General features: G+C 54.8%; 28 protein-coding genes and 1 other RNA gene. 19 read left to right on the forward strand and 10 right to left on the reverse strand.

All coding sequences use genetic code 11. From position 1 onward, the window contains the following. The first annotated feature begins 7 nt into the window (after window positions 1-7). Window positions 8-955: an HNH endonuclease gene (locus V8L70_RS07090; RefSeq protein WP_336269123.1), complete on the forward strand. Its 948-nt coding sequence runs from the start codon at window positions 8-10 to the stop codon at window positions 953-955. 70 nt (window positions 956-1,025) lie between these two features. Here the strand turns inward: V8L70_RS07090 and dnaJ are convergent, their stop codons facing one another. The 3 genes from dnaJ to grpE all read right to left on the reverse strand — a co-directional run bounded on the left by dnaJ (window position 1,026) and on the right by grpE (window position 5,055). Further along, window positions 1,026-2,171, reverse strand: a complete 1,146-nt coding sequence (gene dnaJ, locus V8L70_RS07095) for a molecular chaperone DnaJ (protein ID WP_008958779.1) — start codon at window positions 2,169-2,171, stop codon at window positions 1,026-1,028. A 149-nt stretch (window positions 2,172-2,320) separates the two neighbouring features. Further along, on the reverse strand, window positions 2,321-4,255 hold the full coding sequence (gene dnaK, locus V8L70_RS07100; protein WP_336269124.1) for a molecular chaperone DnaK: 1,935 nt from the start codon (window positions 4,253-4,255) through the stop codon (window positions 2,321-2,323). A gap of 158 nt (window positions 4,256-4,413) precedes the next feature. Then, the gene (gene grpE / locus V8L70_RS07105) at window positions 4,414-5,055 is read right to left on the reverse strand and encodes a nucleotide exchange factor GrpE (protein ID WP_101145711.1); all 642 of its coding nucleotides are present in this window, start codon (window positions 5,053-5,055) and stop codon (window positions 4,414-4,416) included. A gap of 210 nt (window positions 5,056-5,265) precedes the next feature. On the opposite strand from grpE, the gene recN reads away from it, so the two are divergent. Next, complete coding sequence (gene recN / locus V8L70_RS07110; protein WP_336269125.1) at window positions 5,266-6,939, forward strand: DNA repair protein RecN; 1,674 nt, start codon at window positions 5,266-5,268, stop codon at window positions 6,937-6,939. A gap of 143 nt (window positions 6,940-7,082) precedes the next feature. Here the strand turns inward: recN and fur are convergent, their stop codons facing one another. Then, window positions 7,083-7,535, reverse strand: a complete 453-nt coding sequence (fur, locus tag V8L70_RS07115) for a ferric iron uptake transcriptional regulator (protein ID WP_007111850.1) — start codon at window positions 7,533-7,535, stop codon at window positions 7,083-7,085. Between the two features lie 72 nt (window positions 7,536-7,607). Between fur and bamE the strand changes: the two genes are divergently transcribed. After that, window positions 7,608-8,066: an outer membrane protein assembly factor BamE gene (gene bamE, locus V8L70_RS07120; protein ID WP_336269126.1), complete on the forward strand. Its 459-nt coding sequence runs from the start codon at window positions 7,608-7,610 to the stop codon at window positions 8,064-8,066. Here bamE and V8L70_RS07125 read toward each other — a convergent pair. After that, on the reverse strand, window positions 8,063-8,380 hold the full coding sequence (locus tag V8L70_RS07125) for an RnfH family protein (protein WP_336269127.1): 318 nt from the start codon (window positions 8,378-8,380) through the stop codon (window positions 8,063-8,065). The genes bamE and V8L70_RS07125 overlap by 4 nt on opposite strands. Further along, window positions 8,370-8,804 carry a type II toxin-antitoxin system RatA family toxin gene (locus V8L70_RS07130; protein WP_008958773.1) on the reverse strand — a complete coding sequence of 145 codons (435 nt, stop codon included), beginning with the start codon at window positions 8,802-8,804 and terminating at the stop codon, window positions 8,370-8,372. The genes V8L70_RS07125 and V8L70_RS07130 overlap by 11 nt, the downstream gene beginning before the upstream one ends. A gap of 126 nt (window positions 8,805-8,930) precedes the next feature. On the opposite strand from V8L70_RS07130, the gene smpB reads away from it, so the two are divergent. The 13 genes from smpB (at window position 8,931) to V8L70_RS07195 (ending at window position 16,327) form a co-directional block, all read left to right on the forward strand. Further along, the gene (gene smpB / locus V8L70_RS07135; protein WP_336269128.1) at window positions 8,931-9,422 is read left to right on the forward strand and encodes an SsrA-binding protein SmpB; all 492 of its coding nucleotides are present in this window, start codon (window positions 8,931-8,933) and stop codon (window positions 9,420-9,422) included. A 45-nt stretch (window positions 9,423-9,467) separates the two neighbouring features. Beyond that, window positions 9,468-9,847: a transfer-messenger RNA gene (ssrA, locus tag V8L70_RS07140) on the forward strand. A gap of 164 nt (window positions 9,848-10,011) precedes the next feature. After that, a complete protein-coding gene (locus tag V8L70_RS07145) occupies window positions 10,012-11,229 on the forward strand; it encodes a tyrosine-type recombinase/integrase (RefSeq protein WP_336269129.1) in 1,218 nt (405 codons plus the stop codon). Further along, entirely contained in the window at window positions 11,226-12,026 is an 801-nt protein-coding gene (locus V8L70_RS07150) for a hypothetical protein (protein WP_336269130.1), read from the forward strand. The genes V8L70_RS07145 and V8L70_RS07150 overlap by 4 nt, the downstream gene beginning before the upstream one ends. Window positions 12,027-12,123: 97 nt before the next feature. Continuing rightward, window positions 12,124-12,321 (forward strand): helix-turn-helix transcriptional regulator, encoded by a 198-nt coding sequence (locus tag V8L70_RS07155; protein WP_336269131.1) that lies wholly within the window; start codon window positions 12,124-12,126, stop codon window positions 12,319-12,321. A 273-nt stretch (window positions 12,322-12,594) separates the two neighbouring features. Then, on the forward strand, window positions 12,595-12,801 hold the full coding sequence (locus V8L70_RS07160; RefSeq protein ID WP_336269132.1) for a hypothetical protein: 207 nt from the start codon (window positions 12,595-12,597) through the stop codon (window positions 12,799-12,801). Further along, window positions 12,798-12,923 carry a hypothetical protein gene (locus V8L70_RS07165; protein WP_336269133.1) on the forward strand — a complete coding sequence of 42 codons (126 nt, stop codon included), beginning with the start codon at window positions 12,798-12,800 and terminating at the stop codon, window positions 12,921-12,923. Before V8L70_RS07160 ends, V8L70_RS07165 begins: the two co-directional genes overlap by 4 nt. Then, window positions 12,920-13,216 carry a hypothetical protein gene (locus V8L70_RS07170; RefSeq protein WP_336269134.1) on the forward strand — a complete coding sequence of 99 codons (297 nt, stop codon included), beginning with the start codon at window positions 12,920-12,922 and terminating at the stop codon, window positions 13,214-13,216. The genes V8L70_RS07165 and V8L70_RS07170 overlap by 4 nt, the downstream gene beginning before the upstream one ends. Then, the gene (locus V8L70_RS07175; RefSeq protein WP_336269135.1) at window positions 13,213-13,647 is read left to right on the forward strand and encodes a hypothetical protein; all 435 of its coding nucleotides are present in this window, start codon (window positions 13,213-13,215) and stop codon (window positions 13,645-13,647) included. Before V8L70_RS07170 ends, V8L70_RS07175 begins: the two co-directional genes overlap by 4 nt. Then, window positions 13,644-13,898, forward strand: coding sequence for a hypothetical protein (locus tag V8L70_RS07180; protein WP_336269136.1), 255 nt, complete (start codon window positions 13,644-13,646; stop codon window positions 13,896-13,898). The genes V8L70_RS07175 and V8L70_RS07180 overlap by 4 nt, the downstream gene beginning before the upstream one ends. After that, window positions 13,888-14,082, forward strand: a complete 195-nt coding sequence (locus V8L70_RS07185) for a hypothetical protein (protein WP_336269138.1) — start codon at window positions 13,888-13,890, stop codon at window positions 14,080-14,082. Before V8L70_RS07180 ends, V8L70_RS07185 begins: the two co-directional genes overlap by 11 nt. Continuing rightward, window positions 14,079-15,974, forward strand: coding sequence for a replication endonuclease (locus V8L70_RS07190; protein ID WP_336269139.1), 1,896 nt, complete (start codon window positions 14,079-14,081; stop codon window positions 15,972-15,974). The genes V8L70_RS07185 and V8L70_RS07190 overlap by 4 nt, the downstream gene beginning before the upstream one ends. After that, entirely contained in the window at window positions 15,971-16,327 is a 357-nt protein-coding gene (locus V8L70_RS07195) for a hypothetical protein (protein ID WP_336269140.1), read from the forward strand. Before V8L70_RS07190 ends, V8L70_RS07195 begins: the two co-directional genes overlap by 4 nt. A gap of 14 nt (window positions 16,328-16,341) precedes the next feature. On the opposite strand, the gene V8L70_RS07200 is transcribed toward V8L70_RS07195, so the two are convergent. Continuing rightward, complete coding sequence (locus tag V8L70_RS07200) at window positions 16,342-16,611, reverse strand: BrnA antitoxin family protein (protein WP_035562624.1); 270 nt, start codon at window positions 16,609-16,611, stop codon at window positions 16,342-16,344. Further along, a complete protein-coding gene (locus V8L70_RS07205) occupies window positions 16,589-16,864 on the reverse strand; it encodes a BrnT family toxin (protein WP_308321894.1) in 276 nt (91 codons plus the stop codon). The genes V8L70_RS07200 and V8L70_RS07205 overlap by 23 nt, the downstream gene beginning before the upstream one ends. 385 nt (window positions 16,865-17,249) lie before the next feature. On the opposite strand from V8L70_RS07205, the gene V8L70_RS07210 reads away from it, so the two are divergent. Then, a complete protein-coding gene (locus V8L70_RS07210; protein WP_233973670.1) occupies window positions 17,250-17,408 on the forward strand; it encodes a hypothetical protein in 159 nt (52 codons plus the stop codon). Further along, window positions 17,405-18,391 carry a coiled-coil domain-containing protein gene (locus V8L70_RS07215; protein ID WP_336269142.1) on the forward strand — a complete coding sequence of 329 codons (987 nt, stop codon included), beginning with the start codon at window positions 17,405-17,407 and terminating at the stop codon, window positions 18,389-18,391. The genes V8L70_RS07210 and V8L70_RS07215 overlap by 4 nt, the downstream gene beginning before the upstream one ends. A 932-nt stretch (window positions 18,392-19,323) precedes the next feature. Here the strand turns inward: V8L70_RS07215 and V8L70_RS07220 are convergent. After that, the gene (locus V8L70_RS07220) at window positions 19,324-19,731 is read right to left on the reverse strand and encodes an SOS response-associated peptidase family protein (RefSeq protein ID WP_336269143.1); all 408 of its coding nucleotides are present in this window, start codon (window positions 19,729-19,731) and stop codon (window positions 19,324-19,326) included. A gap of 40 nt (window positions 19,732-19,771) precedes the next feature. Here V8L70_RS07220 and V8L70_RS07225 point away from each other — a divergent pair, with 40 nt between their 5' ends. Next, the gene (locus V8L70_RS07225; RefSeq protein ID WP_336269184.1) at window positions 19,772-20,116 is read left to right on the forward strand and encodes a hypothetical protein; all 345 of its coding nucleotides are present in this window, start codon (window positions 19,772-19,774) and stop codon (window positions 20,114-20,116) included. A gap of 175 nt (window positions 20,117-20,291) precedes the next feature. On the opposite strand, the gene V8L70_RS07230 is transcribed toward V8L70_RS07225, so the two are convergent. Next, window positions 20,292-22,412, reverse strand: coding sequence for a M16 family metallopeptidase (locus V8L70_RS07230; RefSeq protein WP_336269144.1), 2,121 nt, complete (start codon window positions 22,410-22,412; stop codon window positions 20,292-20,294). Between the last annotated feature and the right edge of the window lies 1 nt (window position 22,413).

A 22,413-nucleotide genomic window follows, 5' to 3' on the forward strand; every position in this document is an offset into this window, starting at 1 on the left:
ACACCGCATGATAGATGAAAAGCTAAGCTGCCTGAACGCTTTAAGAGTCGGCCACAGCCGTGGCCGTTTGGCCCCCAACAAGCCTTGCCTTTTATTGGCGATTATTTGTGAAGTTCAGAGCGGACATATAACAACGCCGACTTTAGCTATTGATGACAGGCTTATTTCCCGCTACTTCGACCTCTATGAGGCCACCACTGGGCAGCGTCAGTCAGCCAATCCTCAGCTTCCGCTTTGGCATCTCAAAAGTGATCAAGGGCCGTCCGGCCCTCTATGGAAACCACTCTTTGCTACAAATATTGCTCCCCTTGCACCGCAGTTAGGCCAACCAAAATCCATCACCGCCCTAAGGGAGCTTTTCACCGAAGCCTTACTGGATCCCGAGCTCTTTAAAGTATTTCAGAACAGCCAGAAGGCCTACGACGCCAGTGCACTCCTGATAACCAACTATCTTTACGACGATCAATACAGCCAGCCAGACATTCACCGCTACCTGACGAGCGCGTTAGACAGCGGCGAATATGAGAAACACCCTGAAAAACTGATCGGTAATGTTAGAGAGGGGCGGCAACAGCAGGCCCGCTCTGCCGCCTTTCGTGCCCTGGTACTTGAAGCCTACGACTATCGATGTGCGGCAAGTCGGCTCCGCTACATTACACCCGACTATCGCTACCTTGTCGAAGCTGCCCACTTAATTCCTTTCTCAGAAAGCCAGGATGACCGTCCAACCAACGGTCTCGCGCTCACTCCAAATCTGCATTGGGCGATGGATAACCACCTTATCTCCCCTGGACCAGACCACAAATGGCATGTAAGCCCAAGCATTGATCGACTTGTAACCGATAATAGCTGGCTTTGGGAGTTAGATGGTCAATCGTTAATACTCCCCAGATCGGCACGCTGGCAACCTGACCACAAAGCGTTAGCATGGCGTATGGATCATTTGCAGCAATAAGCTATAAACAAAAAACGCCCCAGCACATAAGGATGCTGGGGCGTTGATTACGCTTTGAACCGAGTCGTCGTTACGGCTTCATATCTTCAAAGAAGCTTTTCACGCTGTCGAAGAAACCAGTCTTCTTCGGCGAGTGGCTGTGGCTGTTGCTGCCGTCGAAGCTCTCTTGCAGCTTGCGCAATAGGTCGCGCTGCTCGTCATTAAGCTTGACTGGTGTCTCGACCACTACCTTGCATAGCAAGTCGCCTGGCATGCCACCGCGTACGGGCTTCACGCCTTTACCACGCAGGCGGAACAGCTTGCCGGTTTGGGTTTCCGGCGGAATCTTCAGCTTCACGCGACCATCAAGCGTGGGCACTTCAAGCTCGCCACCTAGCGCTGCGTCAACAAAGTTGATCGGCACGTCACACTGCAGGTGTTTACCGTCACGCTGGAAGATATGGTGCGGTTTGATGGCTACCTGCACGTAAAGATCACCGGGCGGGCCACCGTTAATACCGCTTTCGCCTTCACCGTTCAAACGAATACGATCACCAGTATCTACACCAGGCGGAATCTTCACGGAAAGCGTGCGTGTCTCACGTACGCGCCCTTCGCCATTACACTTGTGGCACGGCACTTTAATGTGCTGACCAGAACCATGACAGGTGGGACACGTTTGCTGCACGGCGAAAAAGCCCTGCTGCATACGCACTTGACCGTGGCCATGACAGGTAGGGCACGTTTCTTTAGAAGAGCCCGGCTCCGCACCACCACCATCGCAACGGTCACACTCGATATGCCGCGGTACGCGGATATCGACTGTGGTGCCTGAAACGGCGTTTTCCAGATCCAGCTCTAGGTTATAGCGCAGGTCGGAACCGCGCGCCGGGGCGTTGGGGCCACGACGACGGCCACCGCCTCCGCCAAAAATATCGCCAAACACATCGCCGAAAATGTCGCTGAAATCACCAGCGCCTGCGCCGCCGAAACCACCGCCGCCGCCTTGGCCATCAACGCCTGCATGGCCGAACTGGTCATAAGCTGCGCGTTTCTCGCCGTCGCTAAGCACTTCATACGCTTCGGACACTTCACGGAATTTTTCCGCTGAGGTGTTATCGTCCGGGTTTCGATCAGGGTGGAATTTTTGCGCCAGACGGCGATAGGCCTTCTTGATCTCTTTCTGATCGGCCCCTTTTTCGACACCCAGGACTTCGTAATAATCGCGTTTGGACATAGGCCCTACGCCTCCTGGTTAGCTACGCACTCAACTGCACTTTTAGCTAGGTAATGATCTATTTCGTTAGCTACGTGCGTCTTGGCCGCGGAAACAGCAACGCGGGAGTAAGCTCCCGCGTCACCGCTTTCCTTGGCAGAAAGAGGTTGTTACTGCTTTTTCTGATCGTCGTTGACTTCTTCGTACTCGGCGTCAACCACGTCATCTTCCGGCTTGGAACCTGTGTTTTCGGTACCTTCACCGCCCTCTTGCTGAGCCGCTTCTGCCTGCTCGGCGTACATCTTCTGGGCTAGCTGGCCAGAGGCTTCAGTCAATGCATCCAGTTTCTTCTGAATGTTATCGACATCGTCGCTTTTAACCGCTTCTTCCAGCTCGCTGATGGCCGTTTCAATCGCCTGCTTCTCGTCGTCAGTCGCTTTGTCGCCTGCTTCTTCCAACGTTTTGCGTGTGGCGTGAATCATGCCGTCAGCTTGGTTACGCAGCTGCACCAGCTCTTCGAACTTCTTATCTTCTTCGGCGTGAGCTTCGGCATCGCGCACCATCTGCTCGACTTCTTCCTCGGACAGGCCGCTAGACGCCTTGATGACAATCGACTGCTCTTTACCAGTGGCCTTGTCTTTCGCCGATACGTTCAGAATGCCGTTGGCATCCAAGTCGAAGGCGACTTCGATCTGCGGTACACCGCGCGGTGCAGGCGGAATGTCAGCAAGATCAAAACGACCCAGCGACTTATTCTGCGACACTTGCTTACGCTCACCCTGTACGGCGTGAATGGTTACGGCCGTCTGGTTGTCATCCGCCGTTGAGAAGGTTTGTGTCTTCTTGGTCGGGATGGTGGTGTTCTTTTCGATCAGCGGCGTCATCACGCCACCCAGGGTTTCGATACCCAGAGTTAGCGGAGTAACGTCGAGCAGCAGCACGTCTTTAACGTCGCCACCGAGTACGCCGCCCTGAATCGCGGCACCAACGGCAACCGCTTCGTCCGGGTTAACGTCTTTGCGTGCTTCTTTACCGAAGAAGTCAGCGGCTTTCTTCTGCACCATCGGCATACGTGTCTGGCCACCGACCAGGATCACTTCGTCGATTTCAGACGCAGACAAGCCAGCATCTTTCAGTGCCATTTTGCACGGCTCGAGTGAACGCTGAACCAGATCTTCTACCAGCGACTCCAGCTTGGCGCGTGTCACCTTAACGTTAAGGTGTTTCGGGCCAGTGTTGTCGGCGGTGATGTAAGGCAGGTTCACGTCAGTCTGCTGAGCGCTGGAAAGCTCAATTTTGGCTTTCTCAGCGGCTTCTTTCAGACGCTGCATGGCCAGATTGTCGCCAGACAGGTCAATACCGCTGTCAGCCTTGAACTGGTCAACCAGGTAGTTGATCAGCGCCAAGTCGAAATCTTCGCCGCCCAGGAAGGTGTCACCGTTGGTGGCCAACACTTCAAACTGGGTTTCGCCGTCAACATCGGCAATTTCGATGATCGAGATATCGAAAGTACCGCCACCCAGGTCATAGACCGCGATGGTTTTGTCGCCGCGCGATTTGTCCATACCGTAGGCCAGTGCGGCAGCGGTCGGCTCGTTAATAATGCGCTTAACGTCTAGACCGGCGATGCGGCCGGCATCTTTGGTCGCCTGACGCTGGCTGTCGTTGAAGTAGGCCGGCACGGTAATAACCGCTTCAGTGACCGTTTCGCCCAAGTAGTCTTCGGCGGTCTTCTTCATTTTCTTCAACACTTCCGCGCTAACCTGCGGCGGTGCCATTTTTTTGCCTTTTACTTCAACCCAGGCATCACCGTTATCTGCTTCGGTGATCTTGTACGGCACCATTTTGATATCTTTTTGGACAACGTCGTCTTTAAAGCGACGGCCAATAAGGCGCTTGATGGCGTACAGCGTGTTTTCTGGGTTAGTCACCGCTTGGCGTTTAGCCGCCTGACCGACCAGCGTTTCGCCATCGTCTGTATAAGCGATGATAGAAGGCGTTGTACGGCCGCCTTCGGCGTTTTCAATAACTTTAGCGCTGTCACCATCGAGCACGGCCACACAAGAGTTAGTGGTGCCCAGGTCGATACCAATTATACGTCCCATAGCAATAACCTCGAATTCGGTTGTTACAAAACTGAAATTTAGCTTTTAAAGCTTGTCTGCGGGTTTCCCCGCGGGGTTGCCCTTTATTTGGGGGCCGCCGCTGACTTTTCAAGGGCTTTTTTTCACACCCTGCTTTCTTACCCTACGCAGCCATTTGCTTAATTGGCTTTTTGGCTCACTACGACCATGGCCGGGCGCACCAAGCGTCCATTGAGTAAATAGCCTTTTTGCATAACGTCCATCACGGTGTTGGGATCAAGATCCGGGTTAGGCACCATGGTCATGGCTTCATGCACTTGAGGGTCGAAAGGCTCGCCGTGGGGCTCAATGCTTTCCACGCCGAACTTGTTGAGTACATCCAATTGCATTTTCAAGGTCATGGAAACGCCTTCGCGGTGGATCTCCGAGGCTCCCTCTTCCATGGTCTCAAGCGCTTTCTCCAAGCTATCAACGACCGGCAGCAGTTCTTTAACGAACTTCTCTAGGGCAAACTTGCGCGCTTTCTCGGCTTCTTGCTCAGCACGGCGACGCACGTTTTGCGCTTCCGCAGCGGCGCGCAGGGCTTGATCCTTGGCCTCGGCCAAGCTCTGCTCGAGCTCGCCTACCTGAGCGGCCAGCATTTCTGCTTCAGGATTATCGACACTGCCTTCAAACGACTCTTCGTCATTGATCAATCCTTCCAGCTCGCCTTCCATCAAGCGCTCTTCGGCGGCCTGCTCTTCCGCTTGTTCGGCGCCATCCGCTTCTTGCTCGTGGCGGGCCAGCTCGTCATCCATCGGTGTTTGCGGTTCTTTCGCCATGTTGTGCTCCTATTAAGTAGGGCGCTGCCACGCGGGCTGCGCGCAAAGAAGTAAGCCGTTAGTTACTAGCCTTAACTGATCATGCACGCTATATGGGGGCCATAAATTCCATCTCAAGAGGTGCATTGAAGTGAGTTATTAACTACTGTATAAATCAACAACTATTGGATAAGTATCCAGCTTCTGTGCTGTACCGCCTCAGGAGGCGCCATGCTTACTCAGCTAGCCATTCAAGATTTCGCTATTGTTGACCATCTAGAGCTCGACCTAACCGGCGGCATGACCGCGATTACCGGGGAAACTGGCGCGGGCAAATCGATCCTGTTAGGTGCCCTTGGGCTCTGCCTGGGCGAGCGCGCCGACGCCGGAAGCGTGCGACATGGCCGCGAGCGTACGGATCTCTCCGCGCGTTTCGACATTCAGCACCTGCCCGCCGCCGTCGAGTGGCTAACGGCGCGGGAACTCCCTGCTGAGGAGTGCTTGCTGCGCCGCGTGGTGACCGCCAACGGCCGCTCCAAAGCGTGGATTAACGGCCACCCCGCAACTATTTCAGACCTGAAATCACTGGGCGAGCAGTTAATCCAGATTCATGGTCAGCACGCCCATCACGCCTTAATGCGTGAGGAGACCCACCTTGCCTTACTCGATGACTACGCGAGCCTAAACGACGCAACCGCTCAACTGGCCATTACGTTTCGCGAGTGGCGCCATGCGCGTCGGCAGCTGAAAAAGCTAAGCGAAGAAGGCAGCGAAGTAGAAGCCAAACGGCAGCTACTGCGTTATCAGGTAGAAGAGCTGGATCAGCTCGGTTTAGCAGAAGGTGAACTGGCCACCCTGGAAGAAGAGCAGCACACGCTCGCGCATGCTGAGGAGACGCTGCGTGAGACACAGTTTGCCGCTGACTGTTGCGCCAGCGATGAAGGTGGCGCGCTCTCGCTACTCAACCAGGCTTCCGCCCATTTAAGCGCGCTGCCGGGTAGCGACAAAGGCACGCTGGCCAATACGCTCGCCATGCTGAGCGATGCCCGTATTCAAGTGGAAGAGGCTTCCAGCGAGCTCAATCGTCTCGCCAGCACCACCGAGCTCGACCCTGAGCGGCTGGCTTGGGTGGAAGAGCGCATGACCGACGTACATCGAATTGCTCGCAAGCACCACGTTGCCCCCGACGAGCTATGCGCCCTGCATGCTGACCTACAGCGAGAAGTCGCGCAGTTAGAAGAGGGAGGGAATGATCTTGAGGCACTGAGTGCACAAGTAGTGGAGCTACGCGAAAGCTATCACCAGGAAGCGAAAAAACTCAGCGAGAGCCGTCAAAAAGCCGCGCTTCGTTTGGGCAAAGAAGTGCAGCAACAGCTGGGCTTTTTAGCCATGGGTAAGGCCCGCTTTGAAGTAGAGGTCACCGCGAAAGAGGCGCCCTCTCCTGAAGGCCTTGATCGTGTGCAATTTTTGATCAGCGCTAACCCCGGTCAGCCTGCGCGGCCACTAACGAAAGTCGCCTCCGGCGGCGAATTGTCGCGGATTAGCCTGGCGATTCAAGTGGTCGCGGCGACGCACTCAACGGTGCCTAGCTTAGTATTTGACGAAGTGGATGTGGGCATTTCGGGCGCGACCGCAGAAATCGTTGGTCAATTACTGCGCAAGCTAGGTGAAAACGGCCAAGTCATGACCGTGACTCACCTTCCCCAAGTGGCAGCCCAGGCACACCAGCATTTGCATATCGAGAAACAGGCGAAACGCGATACCACACTAACCCAGATGGCACTACTCGACGAGCAGGGGCGTATCAGCGAACTGGCACGGATGCTGGGTGGCGTGACGCTCTCTGACCAAACCCTCGCCCACGCCCGTGAAATGCTACATGCGAGCCAGCGCCCGCCGCACTGACTAGAAGAGCATCTACCAGGGCTTTCTACGCGGCAAAATAAAACGCCCCACATTACCTGACAAATTCCATTGATGGCGAATTTAAACAGGTAATGCAGGGGCGTTCATATTTTCGAGCCGCGTGCAGCGTCTATCCACGAACATTATTTCTTGTTCGTTGGCCCGCTGTCTTGGCGGGTCACATCGGAGCCACGCGGACGAACATAAAGCACTAGCGCATGATCCACTAACTCGTAGCCATGCTCTTCAGCGATTTCTTGCTGACGACGCTCAATGATTTCATCAACAAATTCAATGATCTCACCGCTTTCCAGGCACACCATGTGGTCGTGGTGGTCCTCTTGGGTCATCTCAAATACCGCGTGGCCACCGTCAAAATTATGACGAATAACCAACCCCGCCGACTCAAACTGAGTCAGTACACGGTATACAGTTGCCAAGCCAACATCTTCGCCCGCATCAATCAGTGTTTTATACACTTCTTCCGCGCTAAGGTGGTGCTGACCCGAAACATTTTCGAGAATCTGAAGTATCTTGACGCGCGGCAGGGTCACTTTCAGACCGGCTTTGCGCAATTCATGGTTCTGATCGGCCATGGTCGCTCTTCGCAGTAACAGGTTAGGTCGGGTATGATCAACCGAAACCACGATAGTGAAGAATAGGCCCAAATGCAAAAATTGACTCGAATCATCACGCTTTCCGTTGCCCTGACCGTTGTTAGTGGCTGCAGCTACGTTGGCGTGTACAAGCGCGATATCCTCCAAGGCAACCTGGTCACTCAGGAGATGGTGAGCCAACTTCAGCCCGGCATGACTCAAGAGCAAGTCACTTATGTGATGGGCAGGCCGCTGCTAGAGGCGCCCTTTGATGCCAGCCAGTGGGACTATGTGTTTCGTTTAGACAAGGCGTACGGCGATGTAGAACAGCGCCGCGTTACGCTCACTTTCGACCCCCAGGGTCGCTTGGTGAATATCGATCAGGAGGGTGATCTATCTTCTGACCTGCCGTTCGAAAGCGGTGACGGTATGGGGCCTGCGACAGAGGGCACCAACCCAATGGATTCGTTAACAGACGAAAACATGCAGCTACAGGCACCGTCACGCACACAGCCCGTTTCACAGCCTTAAATTCCTGGTTCGCTCGCTTGGCGCTTTGCACGCTCCAAGCGAGCGACTTTTGGATCGATAGCCAGTGGCCGGTAAACTTCTACTCGATCTCCTTCACGCAACAACTGGGTGTCGGGATCGCGTAGTGCTTTGCCGAAGATCCCGAGCGGAGCCTGAGAAAATGTGTCATCAGGTAGGTCAGGGAATAGCGTCGGCAAATCAGCCAAGGCAACGGCCTGGCGTGCGGTGGTGCCCTCAGGCACCCGTAGCGCCACTATGCGCTGCTTAGACGGCAGCGCGAAGGCTACCTCAACCGCTAACGTCTCAGCGGCCATACAGCTCGTTTGCGCGCTTGGTGAAGGCATCGACTAGCTGCCCAGCTATTTGCTGAAAAATCTTGCCGAAAGCCATGCCGAGCAGCCGATTGGCGAATTCAAACTCCATTTCTAAACTGACCTTGCAGGCGCCCTCCCCCATGGGGATAAACAGCCAGCGACCTTTTAGGCGTTTGAAGGGCCCTTTTACCAGCGACAGTTCAATACGCTCTGGTGCAAATAGGTCGTTGCGTGTGGTGATGGTTTGCTCGACGCCGGCGCGCCCAAGAGTCATTTCGCCGATTAGATGCTCATCATCATGCTCGACCAAACGCGCATGACGGCAACCTGGCAAAAATTCCGGGTAGCGTTCGAAGTCGTTGACCAAATCGAACATTTTCTGGGGGGTGTGCCGCACCAAGGCGGAACGATTGACGGTTGGCATTGACCTCTCCGCTGACTTCACAGTGCCCAAAGCGTATCATGGGAAATATTATTTCAGACCTTAAATGGTATCACGCCTCCCCAAATAACGAAGGGGATGCCACTGACAGATTAATTATGAGGTTCCATGGCCACTAAGAAAGGTAAAAGTAAGGGTCCCGGTAGCAGCGTTATCGCCCAAAATAAGAAGGCACGGTTTGAGTATCATATCGATGAAACCTTCGAAGCAGGGCTATCACTAGCTGGTTGGGAAGTTAAAAGCCTGCGTGCTGGCAAAGCCCAGCTCACTGACACCTATATATTAGTTCGTAATGGTGAAGCATTTCTGCTGGGCAGCCACATCATGCCGTTAAATACGGCAAGCACCCATGAAATTGCCGACCCAACGCGCACTCGCAAACTGCTGCTGCATCGCAAAGAGATCGCCAAAATCTTTTCGATCACCCAGGACAAGGGTCACACTTGTGTGCCTCTCAAACTTTATTGGAAACGTAATAAAGTAAAATGCGAACTGGCACTGGTGACTGGCAAACAGCTGCATGACAAACGCGCCACAGAAAAAGATCGCGACTGGAACCGTCAAAAAGGTCGAATTATGCGGGAACATACCAAGGCTTAACTGGTCAATCAGGTGTGAGCACGTTAGAATGCTCACTTGTAATAAGGGGGCGACATGGTTTCGACGCCGGTGACAACCCTTGCGGTGCATGCCGAGAGCGTGATGTATCTCGTAAATCCCACATCACGAAAAATAGTCGCAAATGACGAAAACTACGCTCAAGGCGCGCTAGCAGCTTAAACACTGTTAGCTTCTTGTCTGGCCCCAAGGTGATGTGCCTATTCATCACTGAGGGGATACGAGCTAAAGCTGATAGGATCGCGTTTGGTGGTGTCTTCTCGCCAAGCGCTAAACTTTAGAAGGCTCGCGTGGCTGAATCCTGATCGTCGGAGTCAGTTGCGTTAAACTAAATGACGAAATCTAAGCATGTAGAGCCAATAGGCGCGTGCTGGCGGACGCGGGTTCAATTCCCGCCGCCTCCACCAACACGGGGTATCAGGAGTCGTCAAGACTTCTCACAAACCCAGCAATGAAGCGCCTTCGGGCGCTTTTTTGTTGTCTGGAGTTTTCACCACTTATCTTGACATGCCCCCATCAAAGGGGGCATACCTGGGGGCATCTAAAGCTTTCACCGTAGAGGTGCCCCCAAATGGCCCACGCTAGCAACAAGCTGTCGGCTACCGCTGTTCGCAACGCCAAACCCCGTGATAAGACTTACCGCCTTACCGATGGTGGGGGCATGTATCTGGAAGTTACCCCAACTGGGGGCACCTACTGGCGTATGAAGTATCGCTTCCACGGTAAAGAGAAGCGCTTAGCGATTGGCTTAGCGGATGCTCGCGCAGCGAGGGACGAAGCCCGTAAGCTACTAGCACAAGGGCTAGATCCCAGCACCACTAAGCGCATCACTAAAGAGCTTGGCAAAACATCGGCTGGAAATACCTTTAAAGCGGTGGCCACAGAGTGGCTTGAGCATATCCACCGCCATGAAGTGGTGCCCGACCACTACAAGCGCAATAAGTCACGGCTAACCCGTGATGCCTTCCCAGCCTTAGGCCATCGGCCAATTACCGATATAACGCCGCCTGAGCTGCTGGAATGCCTCCGCAAAATTGAAAAGCGCGGCCACCTCGAAACCGCCCACCGGGTAAAAACCCTGTGCGGGCAAGTGTTCCGCTATGCCATATCCACGGGCCGCGCTGAACGCGACTTAACACCAGACCTTAGAGGCGCGTTACGCACCCCTAAGACCAATCACCATGCAGCCATCACCGACCCGGCTGAGCTGCCCCCACTCCTGCGAGCTATCGAAGGCTATAGCGGCATGCCCGTTACCATTGCCGCGCTGCAGCTTTCCCCGCTGGTATTCGTTCGCCCTGGGGAGCTACGCCAGGCCAAATGGGCAGACTTTGATTTAGAGCGCGGTGAATGGGCTTTCCAGCCAAGCAAAAATGCCGATCCGTTGGTGGTGCCCCTCCCCCGGCAAGCGGTGGCGATCCTTGAAGAAATTCAGCGGTTAACCGGACGCAGTGAATACGTTTTCCCCGGTGCCCGCAGCAGCAAGCGCCCCATGAGTAACGCCACGATCAAAGCCGCGTTGGATCGTATGGGCTTTAAAGGCGAAATGACCGCCCACGGTTTCCGGGCCATGGCACGCACAATACTGGCTGAGCGTTTAGGCTATCCAGAGCAGTACATTGAGCAGCAGTTGGCCCATAAGGTGAAAGACAGTAACGGGCGCGCCTATAACCGCACCACTCACTTAGAACAGCGCAGGGAAATGTTGCAAAGCTGGGCCGACTACCTAGACGCCCTACGCGATGGCGCAAGCAACGTGGTGCCGATCTACCAAGGGGCTAGGGCATGAGTAATAACCAAGGCGGGCGATATGTCATACGCAACGGGATAAAGACACAGGTACAAGCCCCAACTAAAGACCGATTTAGAGAGGTATATAGCGAGGAAGAAGAAGTAAGGGACAACGCTTTAGTTGAGCAGGTAGTTGATGCATTGAGAGCATTGGAAAAGCGAGCCGAAGAGCTAAAGCCCGGCATCACAGACGATAAAGATAACGCACTACCTGAACTGGCTGGACGCTGGAAGTATGAAGGCTTTCCTAAGGTTGGGTTAGCGATGCTTTATCACATGATGGTGGAAGGTAACCGGGACTTGCTAGGGGCTGCTAGTGCGCGGGAAGTTCATCGCGACGCTATAAAGAATGCCCGCGCCTTCTATCCTGTCGAGTTCCCAGACGAACCTTTAAGGCTGGCGCTTAGAGAGCATAGCCTAGCCCAATCTTACGGCTTTCCAATAGCTACCAAAAGCGGGAAAGAAATCGATACCCATTTTCAAATGCTGGTACAAAAACAAGTTAAGAGCTACGGCGAAAAGGGATTAAAACAGAATAACGGGCAAACCGTAAGAAACCGACAAACTAAGGACGCACATGCAGAAATTGCAGAGTGGTTTCATAAGCTACACATGAGCGACCCGCAACAATACCCAAGGTCTGGTACAGGTTATACAGCGGCTGCTGCAGTAATGACCGATGAAGGTTCTAAAAAGGTAAGCAAAACGACTGTAGAAAGCGCTTACACTAACTCCGATCTTTATAAAAGCGCTATCACCTTTGGCCTGTTTAAAACCCAAAAATCAAACCATTAGCATTATCCCAAAATTTTATCCCTCATTTTGGGACTGAGATATAAAAGAAGTTAGCCACTATTCAGCCATGTCTAAAGCAATCAGGAGCTATACCGACATGGCTAATCTAATCAAACTCCCCGCCGTTAAAGAAAAGACTTCTCTTAGCACTAGCACCATTTACCGAGGCGTTGAGCGCGGCGACTTCCCCAAGCCTGTGCGCCTAAGCCCACGTTCCGTGGCCTGGGTGGAGAATGAAGTTGAAGCCTGGATCGAGCAGCGCATTGAAGCAAGCCGCCAACAGGGGGCCGCTTAAATGTTGACCGTTGCCACATCTTCCCGCTATGCTCCAAGGGCTGGCGCAAAATCGCCAGCAACTACAGACCTTGGCCGGTCTCAATCACAAAGGCGCAACAGCGCCCCAAATGACGGCGCTTTTTTTATGCCCGTCAGTTATGGCGGCTGTGCGTGGGACACCTTCGGGTGTGCCGGTTTCCTTTGTGACCGGTCGGCCAACCTGCGTACAGTCGCCCCCATCCGTTGCTTGGCCGCAGCCGGGGACGACTCCAAACACAAAGGAGTCACACCCATGGCATCATTACGCCTGTCCAACCTCATCACCCGCAGTTTATCCAGCCGTGCCGCCGCGCATCGACAAATGGCGAAAGCCGCACTGTTTGCCGATTCCAGCACGCGCACCCGCCTTACCCGTTACAACCACCACATTGAAAAAGCACAGCAACTTGAAGCCCAAGCCCTAGAGACTGCCAAGCGCAGCGTAGGGGTTGTGTCGTGAAATTAACCACCCCCCAGCTAAAGCGCTTACTTGAGCTACTAGCGCCTTTCCGCACCGACCCCATCACCAAGCCCACCATTGAGCTGGCCTTACGCCACGTGCGTAGTGAGGTGCTGTCGTGAGCCAATATCAAATACCCCCAGCCCACCGGGACACAATCGCCCATATTCAAGCGCTGGCGCTGACTACCAGCACCCAAGGCAGCTATTGGGTAGGCGTAGATTTTTCGGGAGTGCTACTTCAACTGAATGTAAGCATTAGCCGCTGTACTGACCTGCACAACCCCGCCGCCGTTTCTAAGACTTACAGCGTGTACTTGCCCCCTTGCCCACGCGCCGCGCCTGACAGCCTTGAACAGCTACAAGCGATTGCCCGCGATCTAGAAGCGTTGCTTCCTAGGGTGGTAGCTGCATGAGTTTCGTTTACCACTACTCCAACCTAGTCCAAAAGCTGCCCCCGATTTTGAACAGCGGCCACTTGCTGCCCCATACGGATAGCAACATTGAAACGCCTTTGGTGTTGTTTTCAGCGCATCCCTTTTGGGAGCCAACCGCTACTAAGCCCTGCCGTACTCATACCGCACTGGTAAACCTCAAATTCTGGGAATACCGCGACCTGTTCGGCTGCATCCGATTTGCCTTACCTGCCGACGATAGCCGCCTGCTGACATGGCGCGAAGTGTGCAATCACGCGGGCCTAACGCGAATTGAACGCCGAAAGCTAGAAGCCGATACCCGCAAGCGAGGTGGCGACCCTAAACAGTGGTTTGCTGTGCCCGCCGCGATCCCCCTTGCAGATATGTCTTTGGAAATTCTTAACATCAATGAGTGGAGAACCGTGTCATGACTTACCCAAGCGCAAGAGTTGAAAAGCAACTGGCTGATATCCGCGACATTGCCCAAGCCCACGAGCGCCTAGCCGAAATCATGGGCGATATTAACGACATGGGGGAAGGCACTACGGCACAGCAGGTAGAGGCTTGGTCAGTAGCGTTCCGCTGTATGGGTAAGCGTGCTGCTGATATGACCCAAGACTTGATTGAGGAAATCATTGAAGGTGATGACGGTGAGCAGGAAGGGGGCCACGATGCTGACTAGCACCCATGAAAAAACCCAGCGCAATGGCTGGGCCTTCTCCGCGCCGCCTTCCACAGCAAACGCTAAACCTGAGAATAGCACACCGAATGGGGCGCGCCTATGGCGCACCCGGCGTGCGCAGCAGCCAGCCGTTACCGCTGGCGCTGGTGAACTAATTCAAGCCAGTGGCAAGGGGGCTGTATGACCAGCCACGCCGCCTTTATTGATCGACAAGCGCTTGCTGATTCGCTGCTGCAATGCGGGCCGTGGCACTGCATAAACGATGACCAGGCATTGATCGACCACGCTACCGCCCAAGCCCGCGCCGTTGAAATGGATAGCGCGCAGCTTGGCCCGGAGAAATCGCTGGCGCTCGCCCTTCACCGTGTGACTGCACACCACATGGACCCACCTAGCGGCTTCACGATTAGCAGCACGTTATCGCGCCTTGCTTGTTCGCTGTGGTGGCGTCGGCAGCTTCGCCGCCTTACCAGCCGCCGCCGTGAACAGCGGCAACGCATCTTAGGCCGCACACAGAAACGGGCAGGCATTTACGTTAGTGATGAAGGCTACCGCCGCCGCATTGATCAAACCACGCGCAACGCCCGTTTACTGGAAGCCATCACGGCCACCAACCAGGACGGCGACCAGTACACCCTTGCCGAACTGGCTGAGCTTGGTTTAGCCAACCCAGAGTTTAGGCGGGCAGAGCTAATGCTGCGCATCGCCGACACTGAGCGCGAAGCCGACCGGGCAGGTCACCGGGGAATGTTCTACACCATCACGACTCCTAGCCGCTTCCACCCGGTACGGCAGAACGCCAGCATCAACCATAAATATGCTGGCGCTAACCCGCGTGAAGCACAGGCCTACTTGCAGAACCTGTGGGCGAAAGCCCGCGCCAAGTTCAAGCGCGATGGCTTAGGTATTTATGGAATCCGTGTTGCCGAGCCCCACCACGATGGAACGCCCCACTGGCATTTGCTGGTATGGATGCGCCCCGAAGATGAACCCAAGGTAACCAGTATATTGCGCCGCTACTCGCTAGAAGATTCACCGGGAGAGGTTAAGCGAAACACTACCGTTAGATTCAAGCCCGTGGCCATTGATCGAAGTAAGGGAAGTGCTGCCGGGTATGTGGCCAAGTACGTGGCTAAAAACATCAACGGTAAGCAACACAGCCGCCAGGGCGTACCGGGCGATAACCTCGACCACTATGGCCAGCCACTAGAAACCAGCGCCCCACGCATTGAAGCGTGGGCAGCCTGCTGGGGTATTCGGCAGTTTCAGTTTGTGGGCCTGCCTTCCGTCACCGTATGGCGTGAACTGCGTCGCCTCAAAGATGAACAGCGCTTAGCCGATTGGGAAGCGGCCACACGGCCAGAACCTGAAGCCGCCGCGATCTTAGAAGGGTTACGCCAAGCGGCCAATGCTGGCGCCTGGGATAAGTACCTTCACTTGATGGGTGGCCCTATGCAGCCCCGCGACGTTGCCCCCATTCGCCCATGGCGGGTAGTACGTCAAACGACCGACATAGCGAACTGCGACCGGATTACCGGGGAGTGGTCAAGCGATACGCTAGGGCGCTATGGCGAACCGATGATATGCACCTGGGGCTTGGTGGTTAGCAGCCAGCTAGGCGAAACGGAATACCTAACCCGGTACTACCGCTGGACGTTTGAGCGCAAGGGTGAAGCTGACGCCGTGGACTTTAAGCGTGTCACTGACACGGCCACGCCGCTGAGCTTGGTTGGTGTGGATTTTCAGCGCGAAGGCGAAGCCGCAGCGCCTTGGACTCGTGTCATTAACTGTACGCAGACCACCCCCGCCACCCCGCTTAATGATTGGGAGTGGCATGTAACCGAGTCGTTTAGGCGAATGCACCCACCGTTACCCCGTGAGCAAATAAAGAGCATTCAATTGCAGGCAGCCATAGACGCGGAAAAATACCGCAGCGCATCCGTTAGGCGTCGCCTTGAGCATGATGAGCGTGAACGCTTGCGCGTCTTACTGGATGAAGGCCGTGAACTGTTAATAAGCATGCTGGCGCGTGGGGATCTATCGCCCGCTGATATTCCACCGGGGGCCATTGCATGAACGGTGAAGCCCTACTTGCCCGCATTGCCCAGATGCAAGCCACTGCTGGTGCTGCCCGGTCGCAAGGCCAACCCGGCACCCGAGCTAAACAACATCAACGGCGGGCAACCGTGAACACCCGCATTGAGCCATGGCTGGCGCTGATAGAGAAGCGGTGCGGCCTGCTGGCTGAGGATCGTCGCTTTATTCGTCTGAGACTGGCCACTCAACAGCACAGTGAAGCAATGCGACTTGCCGAAGGATATAGCGCCGCCTGGGAACAGGCAGCCATGCAGGAACAGCGTGCCCACGTTAAGAACAACGCAGGCCGTCAAGCGGCCAACCGCTGGCTAAAACGGCAGCTTGAGCAATGAGCACGCAAACGTGGTCAACCGTGTTCATGTTCACGGATATAGGTTTTAAGCGCCTGGTCAATACGTCGCTGCCAGCCTTCGCCCTCTGCTTTGAAATGCTCTATTACTTCGGGAGAGAGGCGTATTGACGTTTTAACCTTAGTGGGAGCTTGCTGGCGCCCACGCTTACCAATTGTTCGCTGCAGGGCAACGGGCAGCACGTCAGCCATGGGGCGCATTTGCTTTACGTCCGCGTCTGTTAGCTCTCTTACTTCACCGTCTTTATTCGTGAGTCGCGTTTTCATAGCTCCGCACCTCCCGTGCGTTGGCTTTCCTGAGACTGATAACCCGAATGCCATCGGTGATAGGTGTAAAGCACACCACGTGCACCCTTTCCCCTATCTTCCCCAAACCAATGAAGCGCCGTTCTGGGTAGTCATTGCGGGTATCTTCCGAAAATACAGCCCCATCCCAATCAAAGCGCTCTGCCGCCGTGAAAGGAAGGCCGCGCTCCTGTTCGTTCCGGGCGCTTTTGTTTGGGTCATAGTCGATGATCATAGTCTTTATTGTATGGACAAAAAGCTAAGCCCGCCAGTTCCCCGAGATAAAAACCTAGGTTCTTCTAGCGGCCAACACCCTGAGCCACGGGGGCAAGCAGCCCCGGATCTCGGGAAATTTTCGGCTATCCAGCGTGTACCACCGCAGGTGGGCAGTATCTGCGTAGTGATGCGGCGTATCACCTGTGCGAGCTGTACAACGCCCCCCGCTTATTCAGGCGAAGCATGTACAGGTGCAGCCCGGCGAAATGCACACATCAACGCTGCACCCCTCACCAGCCAAGGCCAGCGCTTAGCCCCGCCGGGAGGTGACGCCATGCGATAGCCCAACGATAAAGAAAAGGCCCAATAAGGCCCGATTAACGGCAAATAAAAGTGATACGAAAATGAAGAAACGCGGTTCCCAGATTTACCCAACCCAACAGCGGCGCGCCGAGTTGGCGCGAATGCTGAACGAAATGGCCAGCGCTGGCGACGTTAACGCCGCTGGCTGGCTACTGCTGTTATCTGAAATGAAACAACCCAAAAGCGAGGCAACCCAATGAACGATAATTTAAACACCTGGAAAGCATGGCTTGAAAAGCACCAAGAAACCCAAAAGGCGGTAAGCGCCGCCACTGTCAAAGCGTCAGAAGCGCGGCATCAAATGGAGACCGCTGAAGGGCACCTCACGTATTTGACCCAGCAAGAAGGGCCACACGGACTAATCATTGGCCACCCGGCAACCCCTGAGCAGGTTCAAAAGGTGATGGAGCACCTAGCTAAAAAGTTGGAGCGCAGTGCTACACGCCGTGATGACCCTATTCGCCAAGAGTTGCAACGCGCCTGGAACGACCTTAAGCATACGCGCACTCGCTTTGAGGAAGCCCAAGCCGTTTATGCTGAATGCAGTGAGGCACAAATGCAGGCAGAGAAGGCGTTAGCCTCTATCGTCAAAGCGAGGCCAGAGGCTTCACCGCAGGCGCTGGAGGCGGTGACTCAGGCAATGGATGCACACCAACAGCGCATCGACAAAATCAATGGCACCATCACGGCGATGAAAGACAGCACAAGCATAATTGCCGACTTGGAAGATCAAGCCCGCCGCGCTGCTGAAGAGGTGGATCGTCTGGAAGCTAGCGCGCTGATGGGCGAGGTTGACGAAGCCGCCAAGGGGCAGGCCACCACAACGCTAGCGAAGGCCCGTAAAGCTGCCGAAAAAGCAGCCGAACAGGCAGAGAAGCAAGCCAGTGGACGCCGGGGGCTAGAAAGAATCCGTGACGACCTGCAAGCCGAACTTAACGAGCTGGAAAGCCTGCAACGTGGCGTAGGCTATGAGGTCGGTAAAGCCGCCATAGCGAAAGCAGAGCGCGAACTGCTAGAAGCTATTGAGGTGGCAGGGCTGCAAGATCGTGTGGCCGCGATTAATGCCGCCCGCGATGAAGCGAGCTTCTACGCGCCTGAGGGCACTGGCTACAACAGCGCTCACATCGAACTAAGGGTTTCACCCTTCTATATGATGGATGCACCTGAGCGGCTTGAATACTAACTAGTAGGCCGCTTACTTAAGCCGCGAAGGGTAACCAGCTTCGCGGCTTTTTTGTGGCTGCCGCTAGCGCTCCGACATGCAGGAAAATGAAAAAGGTACTCCCCCACCTACCCCGGTAGCACGGGGGCAAACAGTCTCGAAATTCGCCCATGCACGGCAAATTTCCGGGGTTGGTTGTTGTTTTGTTATCACGCCATCAAGCCGCCGCTGGCACCATACCCGATATACCGTGGTCACCTCGCTACTTATGAGCCGATATAAAGCACTTATGAGCCATTGCACTGTTTTAGATGGCCTTTCATCTGGCTTTAGCGAAGCCAAAAAGGTGCCCGCCACCCGCTAAGGTGGCCAATAAATCACCCCGGCCATAGGCACGCGATACAACAACCCAACACAACCAAGCGGCGCAATCTGGCCATGCCCGGTGCGCTGCTGGCGTTATGGTGAATTTGTCACGCTATGATGAAGGCAATTAGTCGGCTGGCGCACTTCACTACCTGGGGGATGGGGCGAAGCCCCATGAAGCGAAGCGGTAACAGACCGGGCACCAAAGCCGCGGCGGCTTGTTGGCCAACCGTCACGCGCTAAGCCCAAAGCACCACAGCCCCTTTATTGCCAAACAGGGTTTTAATAAACGGCACTTGCTGGATAGCGGTCTGCAAATTTAATTACCCTCATATCTCTACCTGAGTTCAAAGCACGGGTTAGATCGAGTAGCGACATAAAAAAGGGGGCATAATTGGGGGCATTTTTTAAATCATATTAATTTATTTTCAATATAAACAAATACTTAAACTTACTTTAAACGGGACGCCGCCTCCACCACCTTACTATACAAATCAAGCACCTACGGGTGCTTTTTTTGTGCCTGGGGGCTGTAAAAGGCTGTTTTAGGCATAGCTATGTCAACATTTGAATCACCATTTTACCTTTCAAGCAGGGTTTATCAGCTCACTCCCCTGCCCCTCTGCAGGTTTGTTGATCGAAGTGTTGACCGGCCAGTGCTCAATCAAAACCGCATTGATGTGACGCACCAAGCTGCGAATGGACTCTCTATCGATCACATCAGGTGCTAGCCAGTGTTTAAGGCTATCGTCATCAAGTCCAGCAACACTCCCCCGCCTAAGCTCAGTGACAATGGCACAGCCCATGCTGCCATCATCACGCTCAGCGTAGCTCCCAGCCAAGAACTGCGGCCTTCGATCTTTACGGCAAATGAAATGCGGCTGCTTGGGCTTCGAACTCTTGATCCATTCATACCAGCCGTCCACTGGGATCAGGCATCTATGCTTTGAAAACGTAGATTTGAAATAGGCGTTGGTGGCCAGTAAAGGCTGCATAGTGGCTCGATCAGCTGAAATAAAACAGCTTGGCGTTGCCATGGGCATGCCTGCGCACCAAATCGATCCGCATATTCGTCGCCAGTGTGTTTTCCTTTCAAGCAACTACGCACTTTATGGGGACATGAGCCACCGCGTGACTGCCCACATTGGTGATCTTATGGGCGACAATCAAATGATGCTGCCTATCGACAGCCGTCTCCACGTTATAGCCCACCACCCTCGTTCCTCGCCTCATCATGGAGCAAACATCTGGTCCCGTCATAGAAACCTGCTGATCAGGCGCCTTGGTTCGTTGAATGTCGATGGATTGCAGTTGTTGAACTTCTTCTGTGAGGGAGGCGATCTTAACTCTGATAGTTTACCCGTAGCCTCACCACGTTAGTCCACTCAAAACACGATTTCATATATGAGAGTGTAAGCCCGCCACATACCAAAACCTTTTCGGTTGACGTCATCGTTGATGTTCAGCAATCAGTAACCGCGCCTTTTGAGTTGGTCATGCATGAACTTCATGCACCAACGGCCGTTGGTGGATTCCTTATTGCTGATACGAGCGCCTATCCCGCTCGTTGCCACCATGTCCAGTGCCCTGGGTCGGCAAGCCATTGACGCCAATCGTCAAGCGAGAAGCTCGAAGGTGCGGGGCGTGCGAGCCGGTAAAGCGGTGTATGGGTGGCGTTAAGGTGGGCGCGCCATTGCGAGACAAGCACTGCGATAGACGTCTCGGGGATCTCGAGCCCCGTGAGTTGCTCACGGAAAAGCAGCCGCTCGGAGGCCAAATCTGCCAGCAACTCTACCCATAAACGATCGATCGCTTCCTGGATCAGCAGCTTTACTTGGGTGATGTCTGTCTGTGGGCACTGCACGATGTACGCTATGCTTGCCGGGTTGCCATCAATAAAGCGAACGGCGGCGATATAGCCCAGCTGGTGAATTTTCCGTATGGCGTGAAAAAAAGGCGCGTTATGACGCTTGGCAGCGGCCGCCATTACCTGACGATTAGTATTGCTACCCGGTAACGTTAGTGTGCGCATCAACGTGGCAAGGGGCGAGGGCGCGGTGGTGCCTTCAGGCTCAAAGGGCGTTTGGACCTCGGGAAGCGCTGTGAGTAGCGGTGAAAGCATGGCCACCGTCTCGGCGCTACCTGCCCAGATAAATGGCATGGCGGGGCTGGGCATCAGCTCCGCCAGGAGGTGATGCGCTTGTAACCCCGTTGGCTTAGGCAGTGCCGTTAGCCAGGCTTGTATCATCATTTCGCCTAGCGCATTGGAATGCGGCTTGGTTCCATGCGCGCAGAGCCAGCTCCCGTGCGGGGTGGTGTGGTGCAAAAGCCCAACGCCGCTGGTTGCCAAGCGCTTTTGTGCAAGAGCAGGCAGCGCCATTTTCCTATCAGGATAAAAACAGGCAAACCAGTGCGCGGGCAGGCCAGTACAGCCGCTATCGCCTACTCGGCTGATAACACTAAGCGGTGGTGTAGTGTGCTTTTTAAATGCCACCTCATGGGCATTGGCAGTTTCGGGCGCGGTTAAAAGTACGTAAGGGGTAGCCAGCAGCCCCAGGCCGCTGTTTTCTAGCCCCACAGGGGCAAAGCGCTGGGAAAGTGCCTGCTGGCGCGTTTGAGTAAATAGCCACTCAGCAAGCGAAGGGCGATCGACGATTAACGAGGCGCAGGCAGCGTGTTCTTCTAGAATACAGTTAAGCGCCTGGGTGATGTCCGCGGTACGCTTTAACAGCTCACGCTGTTTATTGTCTGGCACATGGATCGTCAGGGAGAGCGTATCGGTGGCACCACTGGGGCAAAGCGTTGCCTCGTAGTCCTCGGCTACGCCGACCAACAGTTCCGTCAGAGCACCGGCGTTGAGGGCTTGCTCGCTCGCTTTCAACGCCTCCATTTGTCGTGCAAGACCCGCTTCAGTTAGCGGCCAGAATAGCTCCACCGAAGAAGCCGCGCCCTCGATCTTTGCCTTCTGTGTGGTACCCCAGCGCCTGCTCAAGGGCTTAGCGCCGTGAGGGTAGGTAGGGCGGTCGCTGGGCAGGAAAGAGGCAATTAGCGCTTGCTGGTGCGCCTGGGATAGCGGCGCAGCCAGACCAACGCTTATATTGGAAGGCGTGTAGTAACGCTCATGAAAGCGCTCGAGTTCGCCTTTAAGAAGCTCGGGCGGGCGCTCAAAGCTCAGACGTGAGCCGTGATGGCAAAACGCGCCTGGGTGGTGGTTGTCGGCCAGCGTTTGAAGCCCTGCCAAGCGGCGCATAGTGGGTGTGCCCAAGCGGGCTTGATACTCGGCCTCGATCGCGGTGCTTTCGCTGGCGATGGTGGCTTCATCGAATCTCGACGCAAAGAGCGCCTGATGCAGGTACGTTAGAAAACGCGAAAGCGATGTGACCGGCAAGGTGGCGTGGATATCGGTTATCAGGTCATCGGTGCGCGCATTCAGCTTACCTCCCAACTGCTCGGTCAACGAGAGTAGTGAGCTACCTTGCGATACTGGCTGGGTGAGCAGTACGTGCTCCAGCAGGTGGGCAAGGCCAGGCGTTGATTCGGGCTCATCAAGATAACCGGCACCAACGACGATAATGATGTGGGCAAGCGGCGTGGCTTGGCTTTTATAGAAAAGGCCCTGGGCGCCGCCTTTCAAGGCGGCCAACGTGTATGGAGAAGTAGGCGTGTGAGGGTTCATG

The sequence above is a fragment of the Vreelandella arctica genome, assembly GCF_037070215.1.
Lineage (GTDB): Bacteria > Pseudomonadota > Gammaproteobacteria > Pseudomonadales > Halomonadaceae > Vreelandella > Vreelandella arctica.